Below are 12,485 nucleotides of genomic sequence, written 5' to 3' on the forward strand. Positions count from 1 at the left end.
GGATGCCGAAGATCAGCGAGGCCGCACGCTTGGAAGTTCGCGCCAGCATCCTGGCCAGTGCATGGAAATGCTTCTCCAGACAGGGTTTTCATGTCACGTCGATGGACGATGTGATCGCCGAGACCGGCATGTCGTCCAGTTCGGTCTACCGATACTTCCGCAGCAAGGAAGAGCTCATCGACTCTGCCGCCCAGGACACCATGGCCCAGACGTACTCGTCGCTGGCCGCACTGCTCGAGCAGGAGTCGACACCAGGGCCTGCCGAGACGCTCACGACCCTCCTGGACAACCTGCGAAGCAGGCAAGGTGACGAGTACGACCTGACGAAGATCGCCATGGCGACCTGGGCCGAGGCGCTACGGCGCCCCGAGATGCACGACGTCGTTCACCAGTTCTACGCCGACGTCACCAGCCTCTTCACGGAGTTGACTCAACGCTGGATGCGTGAGGGGACCTTGGCCGAGGGCACCGATCCGCATGCGTTGACGAGCCTGCTCGTGACGCTGATGCCAGGCATGATCGTCATGAGCCACCTCTACGAACTGCCGACCGCCGAGTCACTTTCGCAGGGCATGGGCGACTTCGCGTCAGTCACGGGGTCGCGCTGAGTCCAGAGCCCAGGCGAGCTTGTTCAAACACCGCCCCGCCACGGCTAGCATCGAGCCAAACGACATTCCCGGGGGCCGAAATGCATACACCCGATCGCGTCACCGAAGCCGCTGCTTGGCTCCTCGAGAGCGGCCATCGCGTTCTCCTCACGCTCACTGGCGGCCGGTACCCCCGGACCGTGATGGGCATGCTGACCGTCGAGTTGCACACCGTCGGCCGCAAATCCGGCAAGCCCTACGCAAATCTGTTGACCAGTCCGGTCCACGACGACGCCCGCATCGTCGTGGTGGCGTCGAAGGGCGGCCATCAGGACCACCCCGACTGGTACAAGAACGCAATTGCCAACCCCAATGTGACCGTGACCGTGAACGACGAGACGCTCCCCATGCACGCCCGCACGGCGACCGCCGCGGAGCGTGCCGACCTGTGGCCACGGGTGGTCGAGGCATACCGGGGGTACGCCGGATACCAGCGCAACACCGACCGCGAGATTCCGCTGCTGATCTGCGAGCGCCTCGGGGCCGGCCCGGAGGCCTAGCGCCGACGACGGCAGCGCGTGGTGACTCGAGTCGCGTTCGTCACGCGTGGGCGCCCGCGAAGAAGTCGAGCAGTTCGTGCGGTGCACGGTCGCCGAGACACAGGTCGGGCGACCGGTGCGTCGGTCTCGGGATTGCTCGGCTCAAGCGCGTTCGATCCCTCGGCCCGTCCCCTATCGGTCGCTCGCGCGTGGGCGAACCGACGCGGGTACGACGGCGGGGCGATGCCGATGCGTAGCGGCCCCGTAGCCGACCCGGGGGCCGCCGACCTACGGCGCGATTTGGCTTGCACAGGCACGACAAGAGTCTTCAACTAGCTGAGTTGATTCGATTTCCGTCGCCGCTCCACACGTAGCAGCCCAAGCCGTCATCCGACCCCGCGTGCCACCACGTCCAGGTCGACGCAGCGATCCGCCGCGCGGACCACCCGGGCGTCGTGGGTGGCGGCGACGACGGTCGTGCCCGCGTCGGCGAGTCGACGCAGGTGCGCCGTGACGCCGTCCGCGGCGTCGCCGTCCAGACCCGTAGTGGGCTCGTCGAGCAGCAGCAGCGGCGCCTCCTGGGCGAACGCCTGCGCCAGCAGCACGCGCTGGCGCTGTCCGCCGGAGAGCTCGCCGAGGGTCCGGTGCCGCAGGTCGCCGAGGTCGAGTTCGGTCAGCCAGTGCTGGACGACGGCGCGGTCGGCCGCGCCCGGGCGGCGGAACAGCCCGAGTCGACGCCAGCGCCCCATCATGACCGCCTCGGCGGCGGTGATCGGGAACGCGTCGGTAACCTCGCTGCGCTGCACCGCGAAGGCGACCTCGGCGGCGCTGCGGCGGACTGCGCCGCGGCGCGGTCGCTCGACCCCCGCGAGGAGGCTCAAAAGCGTCGACTTTCCCGAGCCGTTCGACCCCACGACCGCCGTGAGCGCCCGGGGCTCGAAGGACACCGTCAGGTCGCGAAACACGTCGGTCCGCCGGTAACCGAAATCGACGCCGACCAGTCTGGGCGAGCCCTCGGCCACGTCGCTCTTATTGAAAATGAATGTCATTACTGGTACGACTGTACGCCATGACGCACTGGCTGACCGAACCGTTCGCGGCGGACCTCGTCCTGCGGGCACTGGCGGCCGGCGTGATCGCGGCCTGCCTCTGCGCCACCGTAGGGTGTTGGGTGTTGTTGCGCGGCAGCGTCTTTCTCGGCGAAGCGATGGCACACGGCATGCTGCCCGGCGTCGCGTTCGCAGCGCTCGTCGGCACCAGCCTGATCGTCGGCGGCCTCGTCGCGGCACTGGTCATGGCCGTCGGCATCGCGGCGATCGGGCGGTCGTCCAAGCTGTCGTCGGACACCAGCATCGGACTTCTGCTGGTCGGCATGCTCTCCCTCGGCGTGATCGTCGTGTCGCGCTCACAGGGCTTCGCCGTGGACCTCACCTCGTTCCTCTTCGGCGACGTACTCGCCATCCGGACAGACGATCTCGCCGTCCTGAGCGTCGGTCTCGCGGTGACGCTGATCGCGGTGACCGTCGGTCACCGAGCGTTCGTCGCCGTGACGTTCGACCCCCGCAAGGCCGCAACGCTCGGCCTGCGGCCCGCGCTGGCCGTCCCCGCGATGACGGTGCTGATGGCCGTCGCCATGGTCGCGTCGTTTCACGTCGTCGGGACCCTGCTGGTGCTCGCCCTGCTGGTCGCGCCACCGGCCACCGCACTGGCGTGGGCCCATTCAATCCCGCGGATCATGCTGCTGTCTGCGGTAATCGGTTCGGCGGCAGTCTATTTCGGTCTCATTGTTTCCTGGCATGCCGGCACCGCCGGTGGCGCCACCATCGCCGGCGTCGCCGTTCTGTTGTTCTTCGCCTCCACGCTCCTCTCGCTCGCCCGCACGAAGTGGCGGCACGTCTCCGCAGTGGCCGCCTCGGCCGCGGTGGTGGCCGGATGCGCCGGTGGCGCCACGCCGGCCGCCGCACCGGCTCCGGCCGCCGGTCACGACGAGGTCGTCGTCGACGGAGCACGCGAACTCGACGGCCCACTCACCAAGTTGGTGTTGGTCGACTCCTCGACCGGCGACACCTCGGTCTACGACGCCGTCGACGAATCCGAGACACCTCTGGGCTCACGCGGTCCCGTCTCGTCGATCAGCGGTGACGGCCGGTTCGCATACATCCGAGGCACGGACCGCACGGCGGTCGTCGACGCCGGCGCGTGGACGTTCGACCACGGCGACCACTATCACTACTTCGCGACGGAAGCCGCGGTCGTCGCGTCGGTGCCGACACAAGTGGCGTCTGTCGTGGCGAGCAACTCCGTGGTGGCACTCGAATCCTACTCGGGCGCCGTCGAATTGCTGAACCGTGAGGCGTTAGGCGACGGGACGGCAACGCCAGTAGAAAATCTCCGCGTCGACCCGGGCACCACCGCGGCTGTGCCCTACCGCAGCAGGCTGATCACCGCGAGCGACGACGGCCGCATGCGAGTCGTCGACGAGCACGGCGCATCGGATCTCGCCGGCCGCTGCCCAGCCCCGTCGTGGACGGCGACGACCCGGCGCGCGGTGGTCATCGGGTGTGAAGACGGTGCAGTCAGGGTCACCGGGGGCGAAGGCAACCCGACCGTCACCGCGATACCGCTCCCCCCTGGCGCACCGGCGCAGCGCCCCGAGCGAATGGAGCACCGCGACCGCGCGGACGTCTTCGCCGGCCTGACGGACGCAACGGTGTGGGTGCTAGACAGCGGCAAGTCGTCGTGGACCCTTCTTCCGGTGCCCGACGCCGTGGCGGTGAACACCGCCGGTGACGGCACGGTATTGGTCCTGCACCGAGACGGCACGCTGGCGTCGTGGGACGTGCGGTCACGCTCCGAGACGGCCCGGGTCCCGCTGCTGAACGGCGGAGTTCCCGACCGCGCCCCGCTCCCGGTGATCGAAGTCGACTCCGACCGTGCGTATGTCAACAACGCCGCCGCGCACGAGGTCTACGAGGTCGACTACGCCGACGAGTTGCGGATCGCGCGAACGCTGCGCACCACGGTGGCGCCCCTGCTGATGCTGGAGGCGGGACGGTGACCAGATGGCCGCTCGTCTGGATCGTCTTCCTGGTCTCCGCCACGCTCACGGCGTGCGGCAACTCGCCGGCCGCGGCAGGCACGGTCGTCGTCACCACCAACATCCTCGGCGACGTCGTCCGCAACGTCGTCGGTGACCAGGCCACCGTTAACGTGCTGATGCAGCCAAACGCGGATCCGCACTCGTTCGGAGTCTCGGCGAAGGACGCCACCGCCATGTCGAGCGCCGGGCTGATCGTGTACAACGGCCTCGGACTCGAAGAAGGTGTCACCGGCAACGTCGAAACTGCCGCGGCGGAGGGTGTTTCGACACTGCCCGTCGGTGAGTCCGTCGACCCTCTCCCCTACGTCGACGGTGAGTCCGCGGGCAATCCTGATCCACACTTCTGGACCGACCCGCGCCGGATCATCGGCGCAGTCGACGCCATCGAAGAGGCCGTCATCCGTGACGTGGACGTCGTTGACCGTGCCGTGGTGACACGCAACGCCGAGCGTTATCGCGAGGAACTCCGCGGCCTCGACACGTGGATGGTCCAGTCGTTCAACGGAATTCCCGCCGAACGTCGGAAGCTGGTGACCAACCATCACGTTCTCGGCTACCTGGCCCACCGCTTCGACTTCACCGTCCTCGGCGCCATCGTGCCCAGCGGCACGACGCTGGCCGCACCGAGCTCGAAGGATCTGAGTTCCCTCGTCACGGCAATCCAGACGGCAAGAGTGCCGGCGATCTTCGTCGACTCGTCGCAGCCGGAACGCCTGGCCAACGTGCTCGCCGACGAGACGGGCATGACCGTGCGCATCGTCCCGCTCTACAGCGAATCCCTCAGCCCACCAGGCACACCCGGTGCCACGTATCTCGACATGATGCGCGCCAACACCAACGCCATCGTTTCCGGTCTGCGATAGGCGCAGACCACTGTCCAAGGGAGAAGACATGATTCACACGCACTGGCTGTATCGCCTGACGGTGCTGCCGGTCACGGTCGCCGCGCTCGCCGCGTGTTCGTCGAACGACGGGGCGGGGAGTTCCGCGAGCGCGCCGATCAACGACCCGCTCGTCGCGACATACGACGGCGGCCTCTACGTGCTCGACGGCAAGACCCTGGAACTCAAGGCCGACATTCCGTTGGACGGCTTTCTGCGCGTCAACCCGGCCGGTGACGACGGGCACGTCCTGGTGACCACCGGCGAAGGCTTCCGCGTGCTCGACGCCGCGGGCGGACGACTCACCGACGACACGTTCGCCGCCGCCAAGGCCGGCCACGTGGTGCCGCACGGTGATCGGACCGTCTTGTTCGCCGACGGGACCGGCGAGATCACCACGTTCGACCCCGACGCTCTGGCCGACGGGAAGCCCGCGACCGAACGGTTCACGACACCGCAGCCGCACCACGGCGTTGCGGTGATCCTGAACGACGGCACGATGCTGCACAGCATCGGCGACCCCGAGAGCCGTAGCGGTGCGGTCGCCCTTCGCGGGGGTGCGGAGATCGCCAGAAGCGAGGACTGCCCCGGCATTCACGGCGAGACGATCGCCGCCGACGAGACGGTCGTGTTCGGTTGTGAGAACGGCGCCTTGGAGTTCGCAGACGGCGCCTTCACCAAGGTTGCCAGTCCCACCCCGTACGGACGGATCGGCACCACCAAGGGCGACGACGCGTCCACCGTCGTGCTGGGCGACATGAAGGTCGACGCGGACGCCGAACTGGAACGCCCGGAGCAGTTCTCCCTGGTCGACACCGCGACCAACCAGATGAAGGTGGTCGCGCTTCCGCCGTCGGTGAGCTACTCGTTCCGATCGCTGGCGCGCGGACCCGGGGCCGAGGCACTCGTTCTGGGCACCGACGGCAAGCTACGCGTCGTCGACCCGGCCACCGGAGCCACCGTCAAGGCGGTCGACGTCACCGAGCCGTGGACCGAGCCCGACGACTGGCAGGAACCGCGCCCGACGGTGTTCACCCGTGAGGACGCCGTGTACGTCACGGACCCGGCGACCAAGCAGATTCACGTGATCGATCTGCAAGGCGGCACGATCGCCAAGTCGGCGACGCTGCCGCGAGAACCGAACGAGCTCAGCGGGGCGATCGGCCACAGGCACGGCTAAGTCATCAACCGTTGACACGGTGGGCACCTCCGCATACGGTCATGTCACCAATTGTTGACATAGCCGGCGAGGGAGCCCACCGTGAGCCGTTCACCACAGGTACGCACACCCCGCCACCGGCGCACGTCGCCGCCCCGGTGGGCCGGCGTCGTCGCCGCAGCACTGACCGTTGCCTCGGTGACCACCGTCGCGGCGCCGTTGGCGCCCAAGGACGTTCACCTCGTCCACGCCACCGAGGTGGCACTGGCCGCCCGGTCGACCGGCCTCGCGGCGGCGGTCACGGCACCACCGGTCAGCACCCTCTTCGACCCGGCCGTCACCCCGGTCTTGGCGCATCTCTCGACAGCGGTCTACCGCCAGCTGCTCCTGTCGTTTCGGGATCCGCAGCAGCAGGAAGTGATCGGCGACTTCTTCCACGGCGGAATCGCCGGCGTCCTCAAGAAGCAGGCGACCTCACGGCTCACGAGCCCCGACCAAACCCAGATCCTGAACGACTTCTTCGAGGGCGGGGTGTTCCAGTCGGAGGCCCACCGCTTCCTGCAGCTGTTCACCGACCCCGACCAGCACCAGTTCATCAGCGACTTCGTCACCGGCGGCCTCATCCAGGTGGTCCGCAACCGACTGCTCGACGCGACGGCCGACCCCGGCCAGCGGGCCGCCATCATCGCGTTCTTCCCCGACGAGGTCACCGACTATCGCGGCGGACCCATCGCCGTCGTGCAGCGGAGGTTGATCGCCGCCGCCAAGGGAAATCCGGTCGTCATCGGCCTGGTGAACGGCATCTTCGAGAACCCCGTCGTGGTGGCGGTGCAGCACATCCTCGGCGGCGGGCCCTTGATCGGCACGCCGCTGCACGAATTGCCGCCGATCACCCCTGACGCGGCGGTCGCCCCGCCGCACACCGCGACCGTCGCGAAACCGACTGCCATTCAAGAGGTTTCGGAGTCTCCGATCACCTCGGCGCGCCACAGTGCACCCGAGCCGGACGACGACGAGCCCGCCACCAAGCCCAAGTCGACGACCGACACCAAGAAGAACGACGTCGAGAAGACCGTGGCGACCGACGTCATGAAGACTGGCAACAAGGTCGAACCGGCAGGCACCGAGGACGACACCCCGAAGCCCAATAAGAGCGCCTCGGCGACGCCGGCCCCCGAGGCGGACACGACACCGGCCGCCAGCCAGGACGACGACACGGGAAGCACGGGCAGCGGGGACGGCGACGCCGGGCCAGAATGACCAGGTGACTCCCGATCTCGCAGCCGCCAACCGCATCGTCGAGGCCGCGCACGCCGAGGCGGCACGGCGGTCGATCCTGGTGTCGGCGGCCGTCGTCGACGCGGGCGGTCATCTCGTGGCCTTCGGCCGGATGGACGGCGCCGAGATCGCCGGGCCCGTCCTGGCGGTCGACAAGGCCTACACGGCGGTCGCCAACAGCATCTCGACCGCCGAACTCGCCGTCCTCGCCGCCCCTGGCGGCGAACTGTTCGGCTTACATGCCAACGGCGGTGGCCGGTTCGTCATCTTCGGTGGCGGCGTGCCGATCACGTCGGATGGGCGGATCGTCGGCGGGGTGGGCGTCAGCGGTGCCAGCGCGGAGGATGACGCCGCCTGCGCCGAAGCCGGACTGCGCGCATTCTGAGAAAGCCCTCATCCGACCCGGTTCCACACCGTTTCCTGTCGGTAGGCTGGGCGCCATGAACAGCTTTCTGCTGGTGCTCATCGTGGTTCTCATCGCCGTCATCGCCTTCGCCGTCGTCGCTTCGTCGAAGGCGTCCGGCAAGCGCAACGCGGCGTCGCTCGACGACGCCAAGGCCGACGCCCGGCGCGCGATCGACCGCCTCGGCGGTCAGGTGATCAACCTGACCGGCACCGACGACGCCTCCAAGCAGGCGTTGGCCGACGCCTCCGAGCGCTTTACCGCGGCAGGCTCTCAGATCGAGCAGGCCACCACCGCCAAGCAGGCCCACCTCGCCAAGGAAACCGCGATGGAGGGTCTGTATTACATCCGCGCGGCCCGGGTTGCGATGAACATGGATCCCGGACCGGAGCTCGAGTCGCTGGCCGGACAGAACTCGGCGGGCACCGTGACCGAGGCACGCCGGGTGGAGTTCGAGGGCCGCGACATCGAGGCCTCGCCGTCGCCCTCCGAACGCACCCCGAATTACTACCCGGGCGGCCGGGTCGCCGGGCGTCCCGTCCCCGCCGGCTGGTACTCCGAGCCGTGGTGGAAGCCCGCCCTGGTGGCAGGCGCCTGGGGCATGGGTTCGGTGCTGCTCTTCAGCGCGATGTTCTCCGGCATGGGCGGGGTCGGCTATGACGCGCAGGGCTTCGAGAACGGATACGGCGACGGCTATCAGGACGGCATGGACCAAGGCCAGCTCGACGGCGGCGGCGACCAGGGCGGCCAGGACTTCGGCGACACCGGTGGCGGCGACGGCGGCGGCTGGGGTGGAGACTCCGGCGGAGGCTGGGGCGGCGGTGACTCCGGTGGCTGGGGCGGCGACTTCGGCGGCGGTGGCGACTTCGGTGGCGGGGACTTCGGCGGCTTCTAGGTAGCGAGCACTGCTGGGCCGGCCCTTCTCACCCGAACCAGAACTAAAAGCGACTCTCGAGCCGCGCCGACACCCCAGCCTCCTGAAGGTCGAGCCGGTCGAGCATCGCGCGGGCCGCTTCGTCTTCGATCTGCCCCTCGTCGCGCTCGGCGATCAGGGCGGCCCGTTGCGCTTGCAGCACTTGCAGATACAGCGCTCCGAACACCTCGGCGCGCAAGGTGTGGGTCGCCGGATCGGGCAGCTCGTCGGCGTCCTGCGAGTGCCGCGCGATCGTGGTCCGGATTTCGGCCAGCACCGCCGGGTCGAGGCCTTCCGGTGGATTCGCCCTGAATTCAGTCAGCACCTCGTCGGCGGCGTCGTGGACCACCCGCTCGGCCTTCAGCGTCTGCTCGCGCTCGTAGTCGGAGGCCTCCGCCGACAGGTTCAGCTTGCTGATCAGGAACGGCAGCGTGCTGCCCTGGATCAGCAGGGTGCCGACGCTGACGACGAACGCCACGGCCTGAATGGTGGCGCGCTCGGGGAACGGCTCGCCGGCCGCCGTCGTCACCGGGATCGCCGCGGCGGCGGCCAACGTCACCACGCCGCGCATGCCGGTCCAGGAGACCACCACGTTCTCCTGCCAACTCAGCGACCGGCGGTCGATGACGGAACGCCACTTGCCCGGCGGCTTTCCACGGCGGCGGGTGCCGAGTGCTCCTCGCCCGCCAACGGCCGGGACGGGCACGCTCAGCCTGCTCTCCACGTGGCTCGACAACTTGCTCCGACCGAACATGACCAGCACCGACAGTGGCCGGATCAGCATCACGATGACCAGCACGATCAGCGAGGCGACGGCCACCTCGCCCAGTGACTCGTGGGCCTCGCGGAGGTCTTCGAGCACGAATCGCAGGTGCAGACCGATGTAGGCAAAGACGAAGGCCTCCAACAGCACGTCGACCGAGTTCCAGACGTAGCGTTCCTGCAGCCGGGTCTGATAGCCCGCGCCGAGGGTTCCGTTGCCGACCACGAAGCCGGCCACGACGACCGCGAGGACGCCCGAGGCGTGCAACTCCTCGGCCGCGATGAAGGCCGCGAAGGGCACCACCAGACCCTGCACCGTCTCCAGGCCCGGGTTGTTCAGTCGCTTGCGGATCCACAGCGTCACCAATCCCAGTGCGGCGCCGACGATCGGGCCAAGAACTGCGCTGTACCCGAACAACAGGAACGGGTTCTCGATGAAGGTGTGGCTGCCCGCAACCTGGGCCACCGCGATGGTGAACAACGTCAGCGCGGCGGCGTCGTTGATGAGGCTCTCGCCGGTCAGGATGGCCATCACCTTCTTCGGCAACCCCAGCTTGCGGCCCACCGCAACGGCGGTGACGGCATCCGGCGGGGCGACGATCGCGCCGAGGATCAGGGCCGTGCCGAACGTCAGCGGCACCACGACGAGCCACGACGACACCGCCGCCACGGTGAAGGCGGTGACCACGACCAGGCCGACGCCAAGACCGAGGATCGGTCGGATGTTGCGCAGGAACGTCGGGAACGAGAAGTTCAGCGCCGCCGAGTAGAGCAGCGGCGGCAGGACCACCGTCAGCAGGATGTGCGAGTCGAGTTCGGGCGCCTCGAAGCCTGGGACGAACGACGCCGCGATGCCGATGACGACGATGATCAGCGCGGGTTCGAGACCTCGGTGGTGGGCGATGGCGGTGACGATGATCGCCCCGACGACGACGAGGATGAGTTCCACCCGCCGATTGTCCCGTCAAACGCCGGGCAGTGCGCACCCGACCGTCGCGCTACACCTGACAGGTGGGGCACCAAAAGAGGTTGCGGGCTTCCATCACCTCGGTGCGTATCGGCGTCCCGCACACCCGGCACGGCTCCCCCGTCCGCCGGTACACGTAGCTCCGCGGTCGGCCGCGAAGTCCTGGCATACCCTTGTCGTCCTCGCGCCGGACGGTGATGATCTTGCCGCGGCTCACGCCGACCTTCATGAGGGCGACGAGGTCGGTCCACGCGGCGTCGAACTCCTCCTCGCTGAGGAGGGTGCCGGGACGGTGCGGCTCGATGCGGTGCCGGAAGAGCAACTCGCTGCGGTAGACGTTGCCGACTCCGGCGATGACCTTCTGGTCCATCAGGAGTGCGCCGATCGCCCTGCGGGACTTGCTGATTCGCACCCACGCGAGGGAGGCGTCGGCGGTGCGGCGCAGCGGATCGGGTCCGAGCCGGGCGACGATGTCGTCGACCTCGACCTGGTGGATGACCTCGCAGACGGTGGGACCCCTCAGGTCGGTGCCGTACTCGGCGCCGACCATCCGCATCCGCACCTGTCCGACCGGGTCGAGCAGGGGCAGGGGGTGCTCGGTGAACTTGCCGTAGAGCCCGAGGTGGACGTGCACGACCGCGCCACCCTCGTAGTGGTGGAACAGGTGCTTGCCCCACGCGTCGGCGGCGAGCAACACCCGTCCGCTGACCGCTTCTGCGGAGTCGGCGAAGCGGCCCTGCGGACTGGTCACCACGACCGGCGCCTTTCCGAACCGCTTCTGGTGCAGGCGGGCCAGCCGGTGGAGGGTGTGCCCCTCGGGCATGCCCTAGGCGCCCGGGACGGGTGGCGCGACGTGCGTCTGCTCGTATTCGGACATGATGTCGATGCGACGCTGGTGCCGCGGCGCGTCCGACCACGCGGTGGTCAGGAAGGCGTCGACGAAGGTGAGTGCGTCGGCGACGGTGTGCATCCGGCCGCCGATGCTCATCACCTGGGCGTTGTTGTGCTGACGCGCCAGGGAGGCCGTCTCGACGCTCCAGGCAAGGGCGCATCGGATGCCGGGCACCTTGTTGGCGGCCATCTGCTCGCCGTTGCCGGAGCCGCCGATGACGATGCCGAGGCTCTCCGGGTCGGCGAGGGTCCGCTCCGCCGCCGCGATGCAGAAGGCGGGGTAGTCGTCCTCGGCGTCGTAGGCGAGGGCGCCGCAGTCGACGGGCTCGTGGCCGCTCGACTCGAGGTGCTCGACGATGGCCTGCTTGAGTTCGTATCCGGCATGGTCAGAGCCGAGGTAGACGCGCATGGCGGACACCTTAACCGGCCCGTCCGCGCCCTGGCTTCTCGCCTACCTCACTCTCAACCCGTCGAGCAGCACGCTCAGCAGACGCGGCGTCCGCTCGTCCCACTCGTCGCGCTCGACGTGGGCGAGGAACCACGACAGCAGGATGACGTCACGGGCGTCGACGTCGCCCCGGAGCACACCCCGTTCGCGGCCTGCGTCGAGGAGCGCGGTGAGCGCCTCGGCGAGCTTGCCCATCGTCTGGGCCGAGATGTCCTGCCACACCGAGGCTTCCACGGCGGCGATTACCCCGAACTTGACCCGGGCGTACGCCGCGAGCTGGGCGAACCACTTTTCGAGGGCGACGTCGGGGCCGCACTCTGCGAGCAGGGCGTGCGCGAGGGCGACGAGGTCGTCGATCTCCTGGTCGTAGAGGGCCCGGATCAGCTCGTCGCGGGTGGCGAAGTGGCGGTAGAGCGTGCCCTGCCCCACCCCGGCCCGCCGTGCGACGAGGCTGAGTTTGAGCTCGCCCGGCTCGGCGACCAGCTCCCGGGCGGCGTCGACGATCATCGCGCGGTTGCGCGCCGCGTCACTGCGTTCGGTCATGCCGCCCCCTTGCA

The 12,485-nt window shown here is 68.8% G+C and carries 13 protein-coding genes; 8 read left to right on the forward strand and 5 right to left on the reverse strand.

All coding sequences use genetic code 11. The annotated features are described in order from the left end of the window. Window positions 1-2: 2 nt before the first annotated feature. Together ASD37_RS19425 and ASD37_RS19430 are read left to right on the forward strand one after the other, a co-directional pair. Window positions 3-608 (forward strand): TetR/AcrR family transcriptional regulator, encoded by a 606-nt coding sequence (locus ASD37_RS19425; protein WP_056554849.1) that lies wholly within the window; start codon window positions 3-5, stop codon window positions 606-608. Between the two features lie 80 nt (window positions 609-688). Next, window positions 689-1,147 carry a nitroreductase/quinone reductase family protein gene (locus tag ASD37_RS19430; protein ID WP_056554852.1) on the forward strand — a complete coding sequence of 153 codons (459 nt, stop codon included), beginning with the start codon at window positions 689-691 and terminating at the stop codon, window positions 1,145-1,147. 365 nt (window positions 1,148-1,512) lie between these two features. Here the strand turns inward: ASD37_RS19430 and aztA are convergent, their stop codons facing one another. Further along, window positions 1,513-2,175 (reverse strand): zinc ABC transporter ATP-binding protein AztA, encoded by a 663-nt coding sequence (gene aztA, locus ASD37_RS19435; protein WP_056554854.1) that lies wholly within the window; start codon window positions 2,173-2,175, stop codon window positions 1,513-1,515. A 20-nt stretch (window positions 2,176-2,195) separates the two neighbouring features. Between aztA and aztB the strand changes: the two genes are divergently transcribed. From aztB to ASD37_RS19465, 6 genes are all read left to right on the forward strand, one after another. Next, window positions 2,196-4,184, forward strand: a complete 1,989-nt coding sequence (gene aztB, locus ASD37_RS19440) for a zinc ABC transporter permease AztB (RefSeq protein WP_056554857.1) — start codon at window positions 2,196-2,198, stop codon at window positions 4,182-4,184. Then, window positions 4,181-5,089: a zinc ABC transporter substrate-binding protein AztC gene (aztC, locus tag ASD37_RS19445; protein WP_056554859.1), complete on the forward strand. Its 909-nt coding sequence runs from the start codon at window positions 4,181-4,183 to the stop codon at window positions 5,087-5,089. Before aztB ends, aztC begins: the two co-directional genes overlap by 4 nt. 28 nt (window positions 5,090-5,117) lie before the next feature. Then, complete coding sequence (gene aztD / locus ASD37_RS19450) at window positions 5,118-6,287, forward strand: zinc metallochaperone AztD (RefSeq protein WP_056554861.1); 1,170 nt, start codon at window positions 5,118-5,120, stop codon at window positions 6,285-6,287. 81 nt (window positions 6,288-6,368) lie between these two features. Next, a complete protein-coding gene (locus ASD37_RS19455) occupies window positions 6,369-7,526 on the forward strand; it encodes a hypothetical protein (RefSeq protein WP_156720971.1) in 1,158 nt (385 codons plus the stop codon). 4 nt (window positions 7,527-7,530) lie between these two features. Next, on the forward strand, window positions 7,531-7,929 hold the full coding sequence (locus tag ASD37_RS19460; RefSeq protein WP_056554866.1) for a heme-binding protein: 399 nt from the start codon (window positions 7,531-7,533) through the stop codon (window positions 7,927-7,929). Window positions 7,930-7,984: 55 nt separating this feature from the next. Next, window positions 7,985-8,842: a hypothetical protein gene (locus tag ASD37_RS19465; protein ID WP_056554870.1), complete on the forward strand. Its 858-nt coding sequence runs from the start codon at window positions 7,985-7,987 to the stop codon at window positions 8,840-8,842. Between the two features lie 43 nt (window positions 8,843-8,885). On the opposite strand, the gene ASD37_RS19470 is transcribed toward ASD37_RS19465, so the two are convergent. Genes ASD37_RS19470 through ASD37_RS19485 form a run of 4 tightly spaced genes read right to left on the reverse strand, consistent with a single transcriptional unit; the run spans window position 8,886 to window position 12,471 of the window. After that, window positions 8,886-10,571 (reverse strand): sodium:proton antiporter, encoded by a 1,686-nt coding sequence (locus ASD37_RS19470; protein WP_056554873.1) that lies wholly within the window; start codon window positions 10,569-10,571, stop codon window positions 8,886-8,888. A 49-nt stretch (window positions 10,572-10,620) separates the two neighbouring features. Beyond that, window positions 10,621-11,412 carry an Fpg/Nei family DNA glycosylase gene (locus ASD37_RS19475; protein WP_056554877.1) on the reverse strand — a complete coding sequence of 264 codons (792 nt, stop codon included), beginning with the start codon at window positions 11,410-11,412 and terminating at the stop codon, window positions 10,621-10,623. Between the two features lie 3 nt (window positions 11,413-11,415). Further along, window positions 11,416-11,889 carry a ribose-5-phosphate isomerase gene (locus ASD37_RS19480; RefSeq protein ID WP_046361227.1) on the reverse strand — a complete coding sequence of 158 codons (474 nt, stop codon included), beginning with the start codon at window positions 11,887-11,889 and terminating at the stop codon, window positions 11,416-11,418. 42 nt (window positions 11,890-11,931) lie between these two features. Then, on the reverse strand, window positions 11,932-12,471 hold the full coding sequence (locus ASD37_RS19485) for a TetR/AcrR family transcriptional regulator (RefSeq protein WP_056554880.1): 540 nt from the start codon (window positions 12,469-12,471) through the stop codon (window positions 11,932-11,934). Between the last annotated feature and the right edge of the window lie 14 nt (window positions 12,472-12,485).

The organism is Mycobacterium sp. Root135 (genome assembly GCF_001426545.1).
GTDB lineage: Bacteria > Actinomycetota > Actinomycetes > Mycobacteriales > Mycobacteriaceae > Mycobacterium.

What these genes read in the sequence shown, in the direction of transcription:
- ASD37_RS19425 (WP_056554849.1), top strand. Translation starts at nt 3, where the DNA reads ATGCCGAAGATCAGCGAGGCCGCACGCTTGGAAGTTCGCGCCAGCATC.
- ASD37_RS19430 (WP_056554852.1), top strand. Translation starts at nt 689, where the DNA reads ATGCATACACCCGATCGCGTCACCGAAGCCGCTGCTTGGCTCCTCGAG.
- aztA (WP_056554854.1), bottom strand. Translation starts at nt 2,175, where the DNA reads ATGACATTCATTTTCAATAAGAGCGACGTGGCCGAGGGCTCGCCCAGA.
- aztB (WP_056554857.1), top strand. Translation starts at nt 2,196, where the DNA reads ATGACGCACTGGCTGACCGAACCGTTCGCGGCGGACCTCGTCCTGCGG.
- aztD (WP_056554861.1), top strand. Translation starts at nt 5,118, where the DNA reads ATGATTCACACGCACTGGCTGTATCGCCTGACGGTGCTGCCGGTCACG.
- ASD37_RS19465 (WP_056554870.1), top strand. Translation starts at nt 7,985, where the DNA reads ATGAACAGCTTTCTGCTGGTGCTCATCGTGGTTCTCATCGCCGTCATC.
- ASD37_RS19475 (WP_056554877.1), bottom strand. Translation starts at nt 11,412, where the DNA reads ATGCCCGAGGGGCACACCCTCCACCGGCTGGCCCGCCTGCACCAGAAG.
- ASD37_RS19480 (WP_046361227.1), bottom strand. Translation starts at nt 11,889, where the DNA reads ATGCGCGTCTACCTCGGCTCTGACCATGCCGGATACGAACTCAAGCAG.
- ASD37_RS19485 (WP_056554880.1), bottom strand. Translation starts at nt 12,471, where the DNA reads ATGACCGAACGCAGTGACGCGGCGCGCAACCGCGCGATGATCGTCGAC.